Source organism: Paraburkholderia ginsengiterrae (assembly GCF_001645125.1).
In the GTDB taxonomy this organism is placed as follows: domain Bacteria; phylum Pseudomonadota; class Gammaproteobacteria; order Burkholderiales; family Burkholderiaceae; genus Paraburkholderia; species Paraburkholderia ginsengiterrae.
On the sequence record NZ_LXKA01000110.1, the window covers coordinates 298,935 to 316,823 of the forward strand.

Genomic DNA, 17,889 nt, shown 5'->3' on the forward strand with positions numbered 1-17,889 from the left:
GCTTATGCTCCGCCCGTGACGCGGATCACTTCTTCGAGCGAGGTCAGCCCGGAGTCGAGCCAGCGATCCGCATCTTCGCGCAGCGTGCGCATGCCTTGCTTGCGCCCGGTCGCGAGAATTTCCGCATCGGCGGCGTTGCGGTGAACCAGCGCGCGGATCTCTTCGTCGATCAGCAACAGTTCATACACGCCGCGCCGTCCCGCATAGCCGGACTGGCCGCAGCGGTCGCATCCGACCGGATGCCAGTGCACGCGGCCGCCTTCTTCGACGCGCTCTTCGCGGCATACCGGGCACAGACGCCGCACGAGCCGCTGCGCGAGCACGCCGAGCAGCGACGAGGCCAGCAGATACGGCTCGACGCCCATGTCGGTCAGACGTGTCACGGCGGAGGCCGCGTCGTTGGTGTGCAGCGTCGCCAGCACGAGGTGGCCCGTGAGCGACGCCTGCACCGCGATCTGCGCGGTCTCGAGGTCACGGATTTCACCGATCATGATGATGTCCGGGTCCTGCCGCAGAATCGAGCGCAGCGCCCGCGCGAACGTCATGCCGATCCGCTCGTTGACCTGCGTCTGGCCAATGCCGGACAGGTCGTATTCAATCGGGTCTTCGACCGTCATGATGTTGGTGGTCGCCGTTTCGAGCCGCGACATCGCCGCATACAGCGTGGTCGTTTTACCCGAGCCGGTCGGGCCGGTCACCAGCACGATGCCGTGCGGCTTGCCGATCAGCTTGTCGAACTTGCCGAGCGTATCCGGCCCCATGCCGAGCGCTTCGAGATTCAGGCGCGACGCGTCCTTTTCCAGCAGACGCAGCACGGCGCGTTCGCCGTGTCCCGTGGGCAGCGTCGAGACGCGCACGTCGACCGGCCGGCCGCCCACGCGCAGCGTGATACGGCCATCTTGCGGCAGACGCTTTTCGGCGATATCGAGCTGCGCCATGATCTTGATCCGCGAGATCAGCGCGCCGTGCAGCGCTTTTTTCGGCCGCACGACGTCGCGCAGCGTGCCGTCGACCCGGAAGCGCACCACCGAGGCATTCTCGAACGGCTCGATGTGAATATCCGAGGCCTGTTCGCGCGCCGCTTGCGTGAGCAGCGCGTTGATCATACGGATGATCGGCGCGTCGTCTTCCGACTCGAGCAGATCCTCGACCTCGGGGATGTCCTGCATCAGGCGCGACAGATCGACTTCGCCTTCCACTTCGCCGACCACTTGCGCGGCACTGCCGTCCTGGCGTGCGTACGCCTGGTTGATCGCCAGCGCCAGTTCATCGGCGGGCAGGCGCACCACCGACAATGCGCCGAAGTTGCGTGCGACCTCGGCGAGCGCGGCCTCACTGGTGCGTTCGCTGATCCAGACTTCTATGCTGTCGGCGTGCTGATGCGCGACCAGAATCTGGCCGCTGCGGGCAAAGCCATACGGCACGAGCCGCGCGGCCACCGCCGAAGGCGCGCTGCGTTCGGCATGTTCCGCCGCGGCCGCAGGCGTAGACGGCGTGTTCACGGCTGCGCTCCAGGTGATGAGGTGGACGGTGCCGCCGGGACCGGATTGGTCTGAACAGCACCGCCATTCGTGACCGGGTTCGTCTGAGCAGGACCGCCGGTCGTGACAGGATTCGTCTGCACGGCGCCGCCGTTCGTCACCGGAGCCTGCATGCCGGCCGGCGGCCGCATGACCTGCTGACGGCGCATCTTGTCGAGATCGAACAGGTTGGTCGCCGCCGAGCCGCCCTGGCTCGGACCGATCGGCATGGGCGGCATCACCGGATCGTCGTTGTCCTTGATCAGATTGTTATCCGACTTGTAGGCGCCCTGCACGCCCTGGATGTAGTCGTAGCGATTCGCCGTCACAGCCTGAGCGGTTTCGCGATCGTTGATGATCACAGGGCGCAGGAACACCATCAGGTTGGTCTTGTTGCGCGTCTTGTTTTCCGAGCGGAACAACTGGCCGATCCACGGAATGTCGCCCAGCAGCGGCACCTTGCTGTTGCTGACCTGATAATTGTCCTGCATCAGGCCGCCCAGCACGATGATCTCGCCGTTGTCGGCCAGCACGGTGGACTGGATCGAGCGCTTGGTGAACTCCGGTCCCGACGGGTTGGTCGTCGCGTTGGTCGTGCCGTTCACGATCGCCGAGTCTTCCGTATAGAGCTGCAGCTTGAGAATCCCGCCGTCGGTGATCTGCGGTTTGACGTGCAGCGTCAAACCCACGTCGACACGGTCGAACGTATTGAATGCGTTGCTCGTGGTGCCGCTCGTGAGATTCGAATACGAACCCGTTTGAATAGGCACGTTCGTGCCGACGACGATCTTCGCTTCCTCGTTGTCGAGCGTAATAAGGTTAGGCGTGGACAGCACGTTCGCGTCGGCCGTCTGCGACAGCGCCTGCAGCAGCGCGCCGAGTCCCTGCACACCGAAAATGTTGTGCAGCCAGCCGACGTTCAGGCCTTGCTGAAGCTGCTGCGTGCCAAGCGCGGTGGCGAGACCGCCGGTCGCCGCGTTGGCCGCGGCCGCCGCCGTCAGATTGACGATGCTGTTGCCGTTGCCGGTTGCCAGGTTGGTACCGGCGAACAGGTTACCGTTCGCGACCTGCCACTGAATGCCGAGATTGGCGTTCGTGTTCGAGTTCAACTCGACGATCAGCGCCTCGATATAGACCTGCGCGCGCCGTGCGTCGAGCTGGTCGATCACCGCCCGCAGATTGCGGTACACCGGTTCGGCCGCCGTGATGATCAGCGAGTTCGTGGCCGAGTCCGCCTGGATCATGCCGCCTGGCTGATTGTCTTCGCCCTTGTCCTTGTCGCCGCCGAGCAGGCCGCCGGAACCGGCGCCGCCGCTCGACCCGTAGCCACCGCCGCTGCCGCTGCCGCCCAGCGGCGACGATGACAGCGAGCTGTTACTGAGTCCGCCCGAGGGCAGCGGCGGGGTACCCGACGTGCCCGTCGAATTGCTGCCGCCCAGACCACCACCGCCGTTCTGGTTGAACGAATTCGCTTCGTTCGAGCCACCCGACGAGCCGGTGTCGCCCTTGCCGAGCATGCCGCGCAAGGTCTTCGCGAGCCTCGTCGCGTCCGCGTTGCGCAGCGGCACGACGTGAATGTTGCCAGGCATGGTGGTCGGCGCGTCCAGTTCCTTGGCGAGCGTCCTGGCGGCCGCGAGACGCGCACCGTTCGATGCGCGGATCAGCAGCGAGTTGGTGCGCGGGTCCGCGGTGACCTGCACCTTCAGCGTCGCGTCGGTGCTGCCGATCGCGCCGGGATCGAGCATCTTGGTGAGCTGCGCGGCAATGTCGAGCGCGTTGGCGTTCTTCAGTTGCACGACCGAGACCGACTGGCCCGCCGCCGTATCCACTCCCGCAATGATCTGTGCAATACGCCGCACGTTGTCCGCGTAGTCGGTAACGACAATCGAGTTGTTGGCGGGGTAGGCTGCTACGGTGTTGTTCGGCGAGATCAGCGGACGCAGCACCGGCAGCAGGTTGTTGGCCGACTCATTCTTCAGCACGAATACCTGCGTGACCACCTGGTCGCCTCGTGCAACAGGCGCGTTGCCGACATAGGTCGGCACGCCCTGGAGCTTGGCGTCGGCTTCAGGCACGACCTTCAGTACGCCGTGGTCCTGTACCAGCGCGAAACCCTGCATTCGCAAAGCCGATTGCAGGGTCTTCAGCGCCTGATCTTCAGGCACCGCGTTTTCCGATACGAGGTTCAGCTGACCCTTCACACGCGGGTCGACGATGATCGTTTTGCCGGTCGCCGCGCCGATTGCCTTGGCCACCTGGTCAATGTCGGCGTTGACGAAATTGAGTGTCACCTGCGCCTGTGCCGTCTGCGCAGTGATCAACCCAGCCACCAGCAGCGCCGTTGCGACGCGACGCAAAGCCATACGATTTCTTCTCATGGAATAGGGTATCGATGCTGGCAGCCGTGGCTGCCGGCTGTCATGCCGTGCGGACATAGGAGCAGGCCGCCGCCCTGTCGGTCTGCTGGTCGGCCTCGCGGGCAATCATCGCCCTCGCTGCCCACCGCCCGATGTCCGAAAAAAATGAACAGTAACAGTTTTTCATGTCGGATTTGTCACAAAACACTCGGCCGCGTGCAATTCCTCTAAAGAACGCCCACTTTGTCAAACATTTGAAAGCTAAAGAAATATCGCGCAATAACGGCACAAACGCTTCGTTTTCTGCCTGCTTATGTCGGTTAGCCAACTTGACGAGGGTCTGCCTGCCGGTATGATACGAGCCGTTTACCTCTCTGGTCGCGGATTGGCGACACGGGTTTTCCCCGATTCGCGACAAAAGCCCGGCCGGCGCGGCTCGACGGCCGCCAGTGACTGCACTATGGCCGATGGAATGCCTTACCTAACCTTACTCTGACAATTTGCTTAGTCGTCTTGACTGATGAAACGAACCTTCGTCACCGTCGCTGTGGGAATTGCCGTGCTGCTGGCAGCAGGTTCCGCACGCGCCGACTGTTTTGACGAAGCGGCCAAATATCAGAAGGTTAATCCGCTGATCCTCCGCGCCATTGCATGGCAGGAGTCCCACAACCGGCCCGACGCCCGGCATAAGAACGCCAACGGCTCGACCGACTACGGCGTGATGCAGATCAATTCGGTTCATCTTCCCGTACTGGCCCAGTACGGCATCTCGCAAGGCACGCTGATGGAGCCGTGCAAGAACGTTTATATAGCGGCGTGGCATCTGCGCCGCCAGATGAACAAGTACGGCAATACCTGGCAGGCGGTCGGCGCGTATCACTCGGAGACGCCGGCGCTGCGGGACAAATACGCTCAGCAGATTGCCGATATCTTGCGCAAGTGGAATCTGATGCGCTAGTCCGGCCCGTCACGCGGCCGTCGCCCGTTTGATGCACAATGCGGCTTCGTGCTGCCTCTGAGGTCCGCTATTGGCGGCGCTCGCGCCGTCATACGGCGTCAGGCCCGGCACACCTTCCAATCCTCTAGCTTTTCCGTACTGCGATGAACCAGCCGCTATTGCCCGTCACCGTGCTCTCCGGTTTTCTGGGCGCCGGCAAGACCACGCTCCTGAATCATATCCTCGCGAATCGCGCCGGTTTGCGCGTGGCCGTGATCGTCAACGATCTGGCCGCCGTCAATATCGATGCAACGCTCGTGCGCGATGCCGCCTCGCTCTCGCACATGGAGGAGCAACTCGTCGAACTGTCGAACGGCTGCATCTGCTGCACGCTGCGCGACGATCTGCTGATCGAGATCAAACGCCTCGCCGGCGAGAACCGTTTCGACGCGATCCTGATCGAATCGACTGGCGTGGCCGAGCCGATGCCGATCGCCGAAACCTTCACCTTTGTCGACGATGAAGGCGGGTCGCTCTCCGACGTCGCGCGGCTCGACACGATGGTAACCGTGGTCGATGCCTTCAACTTCCTGCGCGATTACGGCTCCGCCGATGCACTCGCCGAGCGCGGCATTGCCACAAGCGAAGAAGACGATCGCACGCTGGTCGAACTGCTGATCGAACAGATCGAATTCTGCGACGTGCTGGTGGTAAACAAGGCCGACCTGGTCAGCACGGACGAACTCACGCGTCTGCAACGCATTCTGGCCCGGATCAATCCGCGCGCGGTGCAGGTGGCGGCCCGCTTCGGCGAGGTGCCGCTCGAGCAGGTGCTGAACACCGGCCGTTTCGACTTCGACGAGGCGTCGAGCGCGCCGGGCTGGCTGGCGTCGCTGAATCATGCTCATGACCATGACCTCGAGCACGGCCATGCCCATCACGGCGAAGCCGACGAGTTTGGCATCGGCAACTTCATTTACCGGGCACGCCGGCCGTTTCATCCCGAACGCCTTTGGGCGCTGCTGCACGAGGAGTGGAAGGGCGTGTTGCGCAGCAAGGGCTTCTTCTGGCTCGCCACGCGTAACGATATCGCCGGGTCGCTGTCGCAGGCGGGCGGCGCTTGCCGGCACGGTCCGGCCGGCATGTGGTGGGCCGCTCAGGATCGCAGCAAATGGCCCGAAGGCGACGACGAACTGGCGGCTGAAATCGCGGCGGACTGGTACGGCGATCCGGACGATCTGAGCATTGGCGACCGTCGTCAGGAACTGGTGATGATCGGCGTGGGCATCGATCCGGCTGTCTGGACGGCGAAGTTCGACGCCTGTCTGGTCACCGACGAGGAATACGCACTGGGACCGCAAGGCTGGGTGCAATTCGCCGATCCGTTCCCGGCGTGGGACTTCGACGAAGACGATCATGACCACGATCACGATCACGACGGACACGGGGAAATCGTGCATCGCCACAACTAACGAGGCTTTGCCGCTCGCCGCGGCACCCGCCGCGGCCGCCCCGCGCATCAACCGCTCACGAAAGCGCAGGCGAAAAAAAACCCGCCATTGGGCGGGTGTCAACTGCCTCGCAGTAATCTGCTTAGCGCTTGTTGACAGCGTCCTTGAACGCCTTACCAGCCGTGAACTTGACGGTCTTGGCAGCCGGGATCTTGATAGTTTCGCCGGTCTTGGGATTACGACCCGTACGTGCTGCGCGCTTGCCCGAACCGAAGCTGCCGAAGCCGATCAACTGGACCGCGTCGCCTTTCGACACAGACTTCTTGATCACTTCAAGCAACGTGTCCAGCGTTTCACCAGTTTGAGCCTTGCTGGCGCCCGTCTGTCCTGCGACGGCGTCGATCAGTTCCTGTTTGTTCATTAAGGTTCCTTTCTGAGTTTAGGTTGATACGAACAGCGCGAACGCGCCGATTATACGTGCGCGCGCCGCGCCGTCGAGCAGCTCCGGCACCCGATCCCCCGGATCATTCACGCCGGACAGATGACTCTCCGGCGGCCGTGCTGCCGCTCCCTTCGCGGCGCTTGCTATGATAGCGCAGCGCAAACCCAATCAGGACAAGGGTTTCGAAGATTTACGCGGTTCCGGGGCCGATATCGCAAGGAAACCTCAATTTTTGCTGCCGGCGACCCCTAACCGAGGGCTGAAACCCAGTATGGGCGGGGCTTAGCGTTGGTTTTTGCCAACGTTTGGCGCGTCCTTTTTGGCCGTCCGGCGAGCTGCGCGCGTGGGCGGTAACGTTCGACTCGCACTTTTGGGCGTCATTTTCCGTCCCGCATGACCGATCCGCTGATCCCCGCCGCCCTCGCTTTTCGCGATAACGGCACGCCGTTTTCACCGCTCTACGACGACATCTATCACAGTGCCGTGGGCGGTCTTGAGCAAGCTCATCACGTGTTCCTGCTCGGCAATGGGCTACCTGGCCGTTGGCAGAACCGCCGCCTTTTCACCGTGCTCGAGACCGGTTTCGGCATGGGCATCAACTTTGTGATGACGTGGGCCGCGTGGCGCGCCGACCCGTCGCGTTGCGAGCGGCTGCATTTCGTGTCGATCGAAAAGCACCCGTTTACCGTCGCCGATTTACGCAAGGCGGTGGCAGCGACGATTTCCGACCCGGAGATCGCCGGGCTGGCGGAATCGCTCGCGAATGCCTGGCCAATGCTCGTCCCCGGCACGCACCGGCTTGAGTTCGAGAACGGCCGTGTCGTGCTCACGCTGGTGTTCGGTGACGCGCAGGACAGCCTGCCGGCCTTGAGACTGCGCGCCGACGCGTTCTATCTCGATGGCTTCGCACCGGCCAAGAATCCCGAGCTCTGGACCCCGGCAATCTTCAAGGCGCTCGCGCGGCTGGCGGGCGAGGGCGCTACGTTCGCCACCTACAGCAGCGCTGGCGAGATCAAGCGCGCGCTGACGCAATGCGGCTTCGAGTACCGCAAAGTGGAGGGTTTCGGCTGGAAACGGGCGATGCTGGTCGGCCACTTCGCACCGCGCTGGCGCGTGCGCCGCTATGAGCCGCCTGCGCCACTCGCGCTCGAGGAACGGCATGCGGTGGTGATTGGCGCCGGGCTCGCCGGCTGCGCGGTCATCGAGCGGCTCGCGGCGCGCGGCTGGCGTGTCACGTCGCTGGAGCGGCATGCGTCGGTGGCGCAAGACGCGTCGGGCAATCCGGCTGGCGTGTTCCATCCCATGATTTCACGCGATGACAGCGTCGCCTCGCGGGTCACGCGCGCCGGGTTTCTGTATGCGCTACAACGCTGGGCCGCGCTCGAACGGTTCGGTCACGCGCCCTTGCGCGGCGGCCAAGGCCTCCTGCAGATCGCCGCAGATGACGAAGAAGCCCGCTCGATCAGCGAAGCAATAGCGGCGTTCGGCTATCCGTCGGATTACGTGACGCCGATTTCATCGAACGAGGCGCGGCAACTCGCCGGCATGCCGCTCGCGCGCGGCGGCTGGTTCTTTCCTCACGGCGGCTGGATCGATCCCGCGTCGCTTTGCGCCGCGCAATGCGCCGCGGCAGGCGATCTGCTCGACCGCCGCTTCGGTGTGGAGGTCGGCCGAATCGAACGCTCAGGCGCTCAATGGACCGTGTTCGACACCGCGGGCGCAGCCGTGGCGCGCGCCCCCGTGGTGGTCGTCGCCAGCGCTCACGACGCGGCACGCATCGCCGGCTTGCAGCACGCGCCGACGCGCAGCATTCGCGGCCAGCTGACCTTGCTGCCCTCCGGCACGGTGCCGCCGCTCAAGATGCCGGTCATGGGCGAAGGGTACGCGGTGCCGCTTGCGGACGGTACGACGCTGACTGGCGCCACTTATGAACTCGACGACCTCGACACGTCGCTGCGCGCGGCGCTTCATCTGGAAAACGTCGAGCGTGTCGCGCAGATGCTCCCGGCCTTTGCGGGCGTGGCCGATCACGCTCAGGCCGCGGACTTGGCCGGACGTGTCGCTTTCCGCTGCGTGACGAGCGACCGCATGCCGATGATCGGCCAGTTCGCGGACGAAACCCTCGCCGCGCGCGACGCCCAACGTCTACGCGGCGCATGGCCGCTCGATCTGCCACGCACGGACGGCCTGTTCGGCGCATTTGCTTACGGTTCGCGCGGCCTCGTGTGGGCAGCGCTCGGCGCGGAGCTGATCACCTCGCAACTGGAAGGCGAACCGTGGCCGCTCGAACGGGATCTGGCCGAAGACATCGATCCCGCGCGCTTCCTGCTGCGTGCCTTGCGTCAAGGAACCGTGCGTTAACTTCCTGCTGGATCCCGTTTACCAGCCAGTCAAGTTATCCACCGAAAGTTGTGGATAACCGCGCCGTTTACCGGCGCAACTCGTGTGGAGCCGTTGTGGACGTAAACGGGGTAACTTTGCCGCCGCCGAAAATCGCAAAAAGTTGCCCTTGTATACCCGCTACTCCCGCACACCCTGTGCATTCGGTTATGCCGTCCGCAAACTGATGATTCATTTCGGTAAACAGGAGTTATCCACAGAAAGCGAGGCAGCTTGTTAACTGTTACTACGTATACATACGGTAAACCTGTATACAGCAAGACCGTAGCTGGGCCAGAGATTGCCGCCTGAGTTCGGCGTCGCCCAACCCGGCGCCAAAACGACCTGGACAATGTCCCCAAAAGCACATCTGCCTCGTTCAAACTAGCCAGGCGGGTAGCCGATTTCGGCGGTAAACGGTCGCTTTTTCCTCGTACGAGCGAGATGACGTACGTTTTTACCGTTTTGCCTGCATGTTCGTGTCTTTTCGGTTGAAGCTGAAAAAGCTATGGCACAATCGCCGTTCTTTTCCGCGTCGTACCTTGGCTCCACATCGGTACGGGCAAGTGGAACGGTGCCGGTCAATCAGAATCTGATTCAAAGTCGGCAGCGTTCTTTCACCGTGCCGTGCCGGTTGCCACGGCCGCACTCTCGGATGCGCCGGACTCCCCGCGGCTGTGGCGCATTCAGATCATCCGATCGTTGAAAACTCGCAACGCGGGCTACGCGAAGCGATCGCGACAGTGAGCGCCTCATGCGCTCACCCGCCTGCCGGCGTTGGCGCCGGTTCGTGTCGTCTGCCGTTGCTGCAAAGGAGAACCCATCACGATGAATTCGGCGTTTTCATTTTTTCCAGCCTGGCCGCTCGCACCCGATGCCATTTTTTGGGCCGGTCTTGCATTGCTTGCCGCAGGTCTGTGCGGTGAACTTTGCTATCGCGCGTGGCGTTTGCCGCGTATTTCCGGGTACGCGGTCATCGGTCTGGCTGCCGGCGCGGCCGGCTCGGGCGTGATCGATGCGGAGTCCGCGAGCGCCGCGCGGCCGTTGCTCGATGTCGCGCTCGGCTTGCTGCTGTTCGAACTCGGCAGCCGGCTCGATCTGCGCTGGATTCGCCGCAACCCCTGGATGATTCTGTCGAGCGTGGCCGAAGCCACGCTGACTTTCGCACTCGTCTTGCCGGTCTTGCTGTTCCTGAAGGTGCCGCTGATGGTCGCGACGGTGCTCGCCGCGATTGCCATGGCGACGTCTCCGGCCATGGTGATTCAGCTCAAAACGGAACTGCGCGCGGAAGGACAGGTGACCCAGCGCCTGTTGACCTTGACCGCGCTGAACAGCATGTATGCCGTGGTGATTGAAAAACTCGTGTCGAGCTGGCTGCATCAGGAGGCATACGGCAACGTCTTCGCGACCATTTTGCAGCCGCTTTATCTGCTGGTCGGCTCGCTCGTGCTCGCGTATCTGCTCGCGCGCACCTGTACGTTCTTTTATCGCCGGCTGAACATGCAGGACGAGCACTCGTTTGTCGCGTTGTTCGGCCTCGTGCTGCTGGCCATAGCGGTGGCGCATCTGTTCAAGCTGTCGACGATTCTCGCGCTGCTGGCCGCCGGCATCATTGTGAAGAATCTCGAAGCACGTCCGCAGTTGTGGCCGGAGAATTTCGGTACGGCCGGCTGGTTGTTGACCGTGATTCTGTTCGTACTGACGCTCACGTCGTTCGAATGGCGAGACATTGCGCTCGGCGGTGTCGCGGCGCTAGGTCTGATCGTTGCGCGGCTCCTGGCGAAACTGGTCGGCGTGCTGGCGTTCGCCAAGCCGAGCGGTTTGAACTGGAAGCAGGGGATGGCGCTTGGTTTGTCGTTGTCACCCATGTCTGCGATGGCGTATCTGCTGGTCGACGATACCTACAATCTGTATCCCAACTTCGATCCGCAACTGCGCGCGATCGTGATGTGTTCGATTGTCGTGCTGCAGATTCTCGGGCCATGGCTCGTCTATCGCAGCCTCGCACTGGTGGCCGAGCGACGCGAAGCGTGAGCGCGCGTCAGGCAGCGCACCGCGTTGCTTGCTGGTTGATAGGCTTTATCCGACTTACATCCGATTCAAAACCGGCCGGCCATGTGAGCCACACCCGGCCGGCCTGACTTAGGGGACGCCATGTCACTCGAACCCTTCATCGATTCGAAACCGTTCACCTTCGGTGTCGAACTCGAGATGCAGATCGTCAATACGCACGACTATGATCTGACCAAAGCCGGCTCGGATCTGCTGCGTCTCATCAAGGACGAAAAAATCCCCGGCAACATCACGCCGGAAATTACCGAAAGCATGATCGAGTTGTCGACCGGCATCTGCACGACGCATGAACAGGCCGTCACCGACTTGCGCAAGATTCGCGACACGCTGGTTTCGGCCGCGGACCATCTGAATGTTGGTTTGTGCGGCGGCGGAACGCATGCATTCCAGCAATGGAGCGAGCGGAAGATTGTCGATACGCCGCGCTTTCAGTATTTGTCGGAGTTGTACGGCTATCTCGCCAAGCAGTTCACCGTATTCGGCCAGCACGTGCACATCGGCTGCCCGGATCCGAACAGCGCGCTGTACCTGCTGCATTCCATGTCGCGCTTCATTCCGCACTTCATCGCGTTGACCGCCTCGTCGCCATTCGTGCAGGGTGTCGATACCGGTTTTCATTCGGCACGACTGAATTCCGTGTTCGCGTTCCCGCTGTCGGGCCGCGCGCCGTTTGTGCTGACGTGGGACAGCTTTGAGGAATATTTCTCGAAGATGGTCCACACCGGTGTGGTCAACAGTATGAAAGACTTTTACTGGGACATCCGGCCAAAACCGGGCTTCGGCACGATAGAGGTTCGCGTAATGGATACGCCCTTGTCGGTGGATCGCGCCGCGGCGATTGCCTGCTACATCCAGACGCTGGCGCGCCATCTGCTGCTCGACAAACCGATCTCGCCGCATGAAGACGACTATCTCGTCTATACGTTCAACCGCTTCGAAGCATGCCGTTTCGGTCTTGCCGGCACCTGCATCAATCCGCAAACGGGCGAACGCAAGACGATTTCCGAAGACATCCTCGAAACGCTGGACCGGATCGCTCCGCACGCCGAAGCGTTGGGCTCGGGCAATGCGCTTGCAGAAATCGGCGCGATCGCGCGCGGGCAGGTCAATGATGCGACCTGGTTGCGCGGTGTGGTGGAACGGGAAAAGTCCTTGCACGAGGCCGTGCGGCAGCAATGTTTGCAGTGGCGAGCCTAGCCGGAGACAGGTTTGGTTACGTCAAATCGTAAGGAAACCCGCCGTGAGCGGGTTTTTTTATAAAAATTATTTTTTCAGTTCGAGGCGCTTCAGGTTTTTATAAAGTTAACGTATACAAACGTAGTAGTAGTTAACAAGCATTGCCGCGGCCTGTGGACAACTGAATAATTTCCTGTAAAGTCAATGCGCTGCGTAAACTATAAGTAGGCGGATCGAGGGTGCGTCGGCACCGGTATACGAGGACAACTCTGGCGAGGGCAAACGGGGCCTGGGCGCTTATCAAGAATCGACGCACATGCCATCCCTCGAGTTTTCCCATGGTTATCCACAGGTTACGATGAACAAGTTAGCTGTACGATTCGCTTCTCTCGCATAGAATGTCGTTTGCGCCGCTTTGGCTTGCAAGGCGGTAAATTTTTGAGATAGTAGAGAACGTCTTGTCCGCAGTTGGGCGAGGCCACCCCACACAAGCTACGGGCGCGGTCGGCGAGCGGTTCGCCGGCCTTGTACGAAAGCTGTAAATAAACCAATCGAAGATTATGAGCGAAGGCGTATACGGAGAACAGGCAACCGGGCGAGTGACTCACAGCCTGTTGCGATTGAGCACGGCAATGCGGAGCCAGGCTTGGGAATGGGCGGAAGGCGCCGGCCTGACACCGACTCAAGGCGAAATTCTGGTCTTGTTGATGCAACGTAAAGGCCCGATGCGTCTGGGCGAAATTGCCCGTGAAACGGCGTTGACCGCCGCGACCACCAGCGATGCGGTCAGCACGCTCGAAACCAAGGGGCTGGTCGAAAAGCGCCGCGCCCTCGACGACGGCCGCGCTCTCGCGGTCCGCCTGACGGCGCGTGGCCGCACGGCCGCCAAGCGCGCCGCGCAGTGGCCGGACTTCCTGGCCAAGGCGGTCGGCACGCTGCGTGACGACGAGCAAGCCGTGTTCTATCGCACGCTGCTCAAGACAGTCCATCAGCTGGAAGCGCAAGGCACGATTCCGCCGCACCGCATGTGCCTGAGCTGCACGCACTTCGAGCCGAGCAAGAACCCGAAGAAGGCGCCGCATCATTGCGCACTGCTCAAGATGAATATGTCGGACACGGATCTGCGCCTCGATTGCTCGGTGTACGAAGCCGCCGACGTCGCCACCCAGAAGAAGACCTGGAAGATCTTCGCCGCATAAGGCGCTGTCTTCCGGGACGATCCGCTACACTGCCTGTCCGGTTAGGGCGGACGGCACGGGCGGCCTGTCGGCCGCTTCGTGCCGCGTAGCGGCAAGTCTTTAGTTAACCTGAAGGTGGAACAGGCCGATGAATCGCGAAGTTCTGGCCATTCGCCACGTGCACTTCGAGGATCTGGGGAGTCTCGAGCGGGTGCTCGGCGAGCGCGGGCGTCCGGTCCGCTATCTCGACGTGGGCCTCGGCCGGATCGAGGCGCCAAACCCGGTATCGGCCTCGTTGATGGTAGTGCTCGGCGGGCCGATCAGCGCGACTGACGATGCGTTGTATCCCACGCTCGTGCCGCTGCTCTCCATGATCGAGAAGCGTATTGCGGCCGGTTTGCCGACACTCGGCATCTGCCTTGGCGCCCAGTTGATTGCGCGTGCGCTCGGCGCGCGCGTCTATCCCGCGGGGCAAACCGAAATCGGCTGGACACCGCTTACGCTCACCGATGCCGGCCGGGCTTCGCCGCTGCGTCATCTGGATGGTGCGCACACGTCCATGCTGCACTGGCACGGCGACACCTTCGATTTGCCTGACAACGCCACGCGTCTCGCGTCCACGCCGGCCTGCGAAAACCAGGTATTCGCCTGGGGCGGCCATGTGCTGGGCCTGCAATGCCATCCGGAGATTCGCACCGACCGGTTCGAACCCTGGTTGATCGGTAACGCCGGTGAGATTGCGGGTCACGGCATCGACGCGCGTCAATTGCGCGCCGAGACGGCGCAGTTCGGCCCCGCGCTCGAAGCCGCCGCGTGCCGGATGTTCGGCGAATGGCTCGATCAGGTCGAAGCCAAACCCTGAACGGCCCTTGCCTGCAGTAAATCACGTGCGGTGCTATGCTCGATCGCTCTCGGGTTTCTACTGGGCGTAATCCATGAGCGCGCTTTTTTCTCCGCTCACGCTGCGTGGCGTGACGCTTCCCAACCGTATCGTTGTGTCTCCGATGTGCCAGTATTCCGCCGAGCGTGGCGAGGCGACTGCGTGGCACATGATCCACCTCGGCACGATGGCGTTATCCGGCGCCGGCATGCTGTGCATCGAGGCGACCTCGGTCGAGCCGGACGGGCGTATCACCCCGGGCGATCTCGGTCTGTGGGATGACGTCACAGAAGCCGCGCTCGTGCCGGTGCTGGCGGCAATCCGCAAACATTCGCGTATCAATGTCACGATGCAGTTGTCACATGCCGGGCGCAAGGCGTCGAGCCACGTGCCTTGGGAGGGCGGTCAGCTGATTCCGGTGTCGCAGGGTGGGTGGCTGCCGCATGCGCCCTCAGCGCTGCCGCACAAGGCCGGTGAAGAGCCGCCGCTGGCGCTCGACACGCCCGCCCTCAACCGGATTCGCGAAGCGTTCGCGGCCTCCGCGCGCCGCGCCGCGCGTCTTGGTATCGACGCATTGGAATTGCATGCGGCACACGGCTACCTGCTGCATCAATTTCTTTCGCCGCTCGCCAACCAGCGCGACGACGACTTTGGCGGTTCGCGCGAGAATCGCATGCGCTTCCCGCTGGAAATCTTCGACATCGTGCGAGCTGCGTTCCCTGCCGACAAACCGGTCGGCGTGCGCGTCTCGGCAACCGATTGGGTGGAAGGCGGCTGGACGCTCGAAGACACCATCGCCTTCGCACACGAATTGAAAAAACGCGGCTGCGACTGGATCGACGTGTCGTCAGGTGGTGTTTCGCCGTTGCAGAAGATTCCGCTTGAACCGGGTTACCAGATTCCGTTCGCAAAAGCGGTGAAGGCCGCGACGGGCCTGACCACGATCGGCGTGGGCCTGATTACCGACCCGTTCCACGCTGAGCAACTGATCGAAGCCGGCGACGCCGATCTGATCGCCTTGGCCCGCGCATTGCTGTACAACCCGCGCTGGCCGTGGCACGCGGCAGCGCAGCTTGGCGCGACGGTCGAAGCGCCGCCGCAGTACTGGCGCTCGCAGCCGCGCGACCAGAAAGCGCTGTTCGGCGACATTTCGTTCGGACAACGGTGAAACCGGCAATACGCGTTGCACGTTCACATCTTTTAGACGGTTGAAGGATGCCGTCTTGAGCGTGTAGGATGCCGGTTGTGGCGCATGAGCGTCGCAGTTCGACGCGGCGCTCGCAAGGCGCCGCGTTTGCTATTCGCGTCGGAAAAAGCAGCGCGTCAGACGCGGGCATTTCCGGTGGCTGCCGGACTTCACCCCCAGTTCTTCACAAGGATTCATTCAATGAGTTCACGCAGGATCGCCGTGCGCCGTTCGGGTGTGCACGGTAAAGGCGTGTTTGCCCTCGAACCGATTGGTGCGGGCGAGCGCCTGATCGAATACAAGGGCGAGCGGATCTCTTGGAAAGAAGCGTTGCGCCGGCATCCGCATAATCCGGCTGAACCGAATCACACGTTCTATTTCGCGCTCGATAGCGGCAAGGTCATCGACGGTAAAGTAGACGGCAACAGCGCGCGCTGGATCAACCATTCGTGCGCGCCGAACTGCGAAGCCGAGGAAATCGACGGTCACGTGTACGTGCACGCGTTGCGCGATATTGCTGAAGGCGAGGAGCTCTTTTACGACTACGGTCTCGTGATCGACGCGCGTCAGACCAAGAAGCTCAAGAAGGAATATGAATGCCGTTGCGGCGCGCGCAAGTGCCGCGGCACGATGCTGGCGCCGCCGGAAAAAGAGAAAGGCGAGGACAAGTCCGGAAAGTCAGCGAAGAGCAAATCGTCGGCGAAGAAAACGAAGAAGAAGTGATACGCGGGCTGCCTGAAGCGCTCACGTCAGCGAACGCCAGGCAGTCTGTCGAGCATCAACCGTATTGTCATAAATCCATCGGCGCCGAGTGCGCCGATTTTTTTGCCGGCCGCCGTGGTTCGGGTTCGGCGTCGCTGCGCTCGCTGTCGCTGATCGGCACGAGCGGAATGCGTACGATAAAACGTGCGCCGCCTTCCGGGGCGTCTTCGTAGTGCACGCTGCCGTGATGCAGCACCATGATGTCGTGCACGATCGCGAGACCAAGACCCGCGCCGCTATCCACGCCGGCTTCGCTCTGACCGTCGCCGCGGAAGAACCGCTTGAAGAGATCCGCCTGCTGATTGGGCGGCACGCCCGGCCCGTTGTCTTCGACGATGATCTCCGCCATGCGCTGATCGTCGAGCACCGTTTGCGAAACCGTCACGGTGATGCGGGCGCCGTCGAAGCGCGCGGGCGGCACATATTTGAGCGCGTTATCCAGCAGATTGGCGATCACCTCGTGCAGCAGCACGGGGTTGCCGCGCGCCATCAGCGGATCGTCATTGGCGGGGTCGTCGAGACGCTGGAAGCCAAGGTCGACGTGGCTCGCCAACGCGCGCGGAACCCATTCGGCGCCGGTATCGAAGGCAAGCGCCGCCATGTCCACATTGACGAAGCGGGCCGCCTGCTCACCCGGCTCGGCGCGCGCCAGCGAGAGCAATTGATTCGACAGCCGCACCGCGCGGTCGGCCGCGGCGCGCAATTCGCGCACGGCCGCGAGCGTTTGCTGCGGGTCGCGCGCGACAGCTGCCTGTTCGGCGTGCAACTTGACGGCGGTAAGCGGCGTGCGCAGTTGATGCGCGGCGTCGGCGATGAATTTGCGCTGGCCTTCGAGCGCGGTTTTCAGGCGGCCGAGCAGCGCGTTCACTGCGCCGGTCAGTGGCCGGATTTCGACCGGCACATAGGTTTCGTCGACCGGTTCGAGCGAGGTGTGGGTTTGCCGGTTCAATGAATCCGCGAGATCGGTCAGCGGATTGAGCTGCTGATTGACGACACGCCACACGATGACCCAGCCCGCCAGCAGCAGCAATAGGAGCGGCATCATGATCGCGACCAGAAACTCGGCGGCGATGCGAAAGCGGTGATGCACCGGCTGGCCGACTTCCACCAGGATCGGATTGCCGAGCGGTTGGTCGACGCGCACCTGCGCCACGCGCACCGTCACGCCCTGGTGCTCCGTTTCGAACACGTACGCGTAGTGCATGCGTCGCACGCTCGTGCCTTGCAGCGGCAGGTTGTGGTCGCCGGCAATTTCGGTTTCACCGTTGCTGATGCGGTAGACAAGGTGTTCGACCGGGTCCGAAAACATGGCCTGCGCGAGTGGCGGGACGGTGATCCGCGCATCGGGGCCGGCAATCTGGATCTGCTTGGAGATCGCAGTGGCGAGATCGACGAGGGAGCGGTCGACAACGTGCTGCGTGTACTGCCACGCCAGCCAGTAAGCGATCAGGCCGCTCATGAGCGCGAGCAGCGAAAGGGGGGCAGCGAGGCGCCGCAGCAGCGTGCGGCGCAGACTATTGGCGGCCGGCTGGGGCATGATCGGACGTG

At 62.6% G+C, this 17,889-nt stretch carries 13 protein-coding genes; 9 read left to right on the forward strand and 4 right to left on the reverse strand.

The window, feature by feature from the left end:
• Window positions 1-2: 2 nt before the first annotated feature.
• Complete coding sequence (gspE, locus tag A6V37_RS09460; protein WP_100249367.1) at window positions 3-1,502, reverse strand: type II secretion system ATPase GspE; 1,500 nt, start codon at window positions 1,500-1,502, stop codon at window positions 3-5.
• A complete protein-coding gene (gene gspD / locus A6V37_RS09465) occupies window positions 1,499-3,883 on the reverse strand; it encodes a type II secretion system secretin GspD (protein ID WP_064266994.1) in 2,385 nt (794 codons plus the stop codon). The genes gspE and gspD overlap by 4 nt, the downstream gene beginning before the upstream one ends.
• 514 nt (window positions 3,884-4,397) lie before the next feature.
• On the opposite strand from gspD, the gene A6V37_RS09470 reads away from it, so the two are divergent.
• A complete protein-coding gene (locus A6V37_RS09470; protein ID WP_064266995.1) occupies window positions 4,398-4,835 on the forward strand; it encodes a lytic transglycosylase domain-containing protein in 438 nt (145 codons plus the stop codon).
• A gap of 143 nt (window positions 4,836-4,978) precedes the next feature.
• The gene (locus tag A6V37_RS09475; protein WP_064266996.1) at window positions 4,979-6,286 is read left to right on the forward strand and encodes a GTP-binding protein; all 1,308 of its coding nucleotides are present in this window, start codon (window positions 4,979-4,981) and stop codon (window positions 6,284-6,286) included.
• A gap of 121 nt (window positions 6,287-6,407) precedes the next feature.
• On the opposite strand, the gene A6V37_RS09480 is transcribed toward A6V37_RS09475, so the two are convergent.
• Window positions 6,408-6,686, reverse strand: a complete 279-nt coding sequence (locus A6V37_RS09480; protein ID WP_006050811.1) for an HU family DNA-binding protein — start codon at window positions 6,684-6,686, stop codon at window positions 6,408-6,410.
• A gap of 414 nt (window positions 6,687-7,100) precedes the next feature.
• Here A6V37_RS09480 and mnmC point away from each other — a divergent pair, with 414 nt between their 5' ends.
• From mnmC to A6V37_RS09515, 7 genes are all read left to right on the forward strand, one after another.
• Window positions 7,101-9,068 carry a bifunctional tRNA (5-methylaminomethyl-2-thiouridine)(34)-methyltransferase MnmC2/FAD-dependent 5-carboxymethylaminomethyl-2-thiouridine(34) oxidoreductase MnmC1 gene (gene mnmC, locus A6V37_RS09485; RefSeq protein WP_064285937.1) on the forward strand — a complete coding sequence of 656 codons (1,968 nt, stop codon included), beginning with the start codon at window positions 7,101-7,103 and terminating at the stop codon, window positions 9,066-9,068.
• An 846-nt stretch (window positions 9,069-9,914) separates the two neighbouring features.
• Entirely contained in the window at window positions 9,915-11,120 is a 1,206-nt protein-coding gene (locus A6V37_RS09490; RefSeq protein ID WP_064266998.1) for a cation:proton antiporter, read from the forward strand.
• A gap of 120 nt (window positions 11,121-11,240) precedes the next feature.
• Window positions 11,241-12,356, forward strand: a complete 1,116-nt coding sequence (locus A6V37_RS09495) for a YbdK family carboxylate-amine ligase (protein ID WP_064266999.1) — start codon at window positions 11,241-11,243, stop codon at window positions 12,354-12,356.
• 539 nt (window positions 12,357-12,895) lie between these two features.
• The gene (locus A6V37_RS09500) at window positions 12,896-13,534 is read left to right on the forward strand and encodes a MarR family winged helix-turn-helix transcriptional regulator (RefSeq protein WP_064267000.1); all 639 of its coding nucleotides are present in this window, start codon (window positions 12,896-12,898) and stop codon (window positions 13,532-13,534) included.
• A 127-nt stretch (window positions 13,535-13,661) separates the two neighbouring features.
• Window positions 13,662-14,375 (forward strand): glutamine amidotransferase, encoded by a 714-nt coding sequence (locus A6V37_RS09505; RefSeq protein WP_064267001.1) that lies wholly within the window; start codon window positions 13,662-13,664, stop codon window positions 14,373-14,375.
• Between the two features lie 73 nt (window positions 14,376-14,448).
• Window positions 14,449-15,561: an NADH:flavin oxidoreductase/NADH oxidase gene (locus A6V37_RS09510; protein WP_064267002.1), complete on the forward strand. Its 1,113-nt coding sequence runs from the start codon at window positions 14,449-14,451 to the stop codon at window positions 15,559-15,561.
• 219 nt (window positions 15,562-15,780) lie between these two features.
• The gene (locus A6V37_RS09515; RefSeq protein ID WP_064267003.1) at window positions 15,781-16,302 is read left to right on the forward strand and encodes an SET domain-containing protein; all 522 of its coding nucleotides are present in this window, start codon (window positions 15,781-15,783) and stop codon (window positions 16,300-16,302) included.
• 67 nt (window positions 16,303-16,369) lie between these two features.
• Here the strand turns inward: A6V37_RS09515 and A6V37_RS09520 are convergent, their stop codons facing one another.
• Window positions 16,370-17,878 carry a sensor histidine kinase gene (locus tag A6V37_RS09520; protein ID WP_064267004.1) on the reverse strand — a complete coding sequence of 503 codons (1,509 nt, stop codon included), beginning with the start codon at window positions 17,876-17,878 and terminating at the stop codon, window positions 16,370-16,372.
• Window positions 17,879-17,889 lie beyond the last annotated feature (11 nt).

Coding starts and splice junctions, on each gene's coding strand:
- A6V37_RS09505 (WP_064267001.1), top strand. CDS start 13,662: ATGAATCGCGAAGTTCTGGCCATTCGCCACGTGCACTTCGAGGATCTG.
- A6V37_RS09520 (WP_064267004.1), bottom strand. CDS start 17,878: ATGCCCCAGCCGGCCGCCAATAGTCTGCGCCGCACGCTGCTGCGGCGC.
- A6V37_RS09470 (WP_064266995.1), top strand. CDS start 4,398: ATGAAACGAACCTTCGTCACCGTCGCTGTGGGAATTGCCGTGCTGCTG.
- A6V37_RS09475 (WP_064266996.1), top strand. CDS start 4,979: ATGAACCAGCCGCTATTGCCCGTCACCGTGCTCTCCGGTTTTCTGGGC.
- A6V37_RS09500 (WP_064267000.1), top strand. CDS start 12,896: ATGAGCGAAGGCGTATACGGAGAACAGGCAACCGGGCGAGTGACTCAC.
- gspD (WP_064266994.1), bottom strand. CDS start 3,883: ATGGCTTTGCGTCGCGTCGCAACGGCGCTGCTGGTGGCTGGGTTGATC.
- A6V37_RS09490 (WP_064266998.1), top strand. CDS start 9,915: ATGAATTCGGCGTTTTCATTTTTTCCAGCCTGGCCGCTCGCACCCGAT.
- mnmC (WP_064285937.1), top strand. CDS start 7,101: ATGACCGATCCGCTGATCCCCGCCGCCCTCGCTTTTCGCGATAACGGC.
- A6V37_RS09480 (WP_006050811.1), bottom strand. CDS start 6,686: ATGAACAAACAGGAACTGATCGACGCCGTCGCAGGACAGACGGGCGCC.
- A6V37_RS09495 (WP_064266999.1), top strand. CDS start 11,241: ATGTCACTCGAACCCTTCATCGATTCGAAACCGTTCACCTTCGGTGTC.
- A6V37_RS09510 (WP_064267002.1), top strand. CDS start 14,449: ATGAGCGCGCTTTTTTCTCCGCTCACGCTGCGTGGCGTGACGCTTCCC.
- A6V37_RS09515 (WP_064267003.1), top strand. CDS start 15,781: ATGAGTTCACGCAGGATCGCCGTGCGCCGTTCGGGTGTGCACGGTAAA.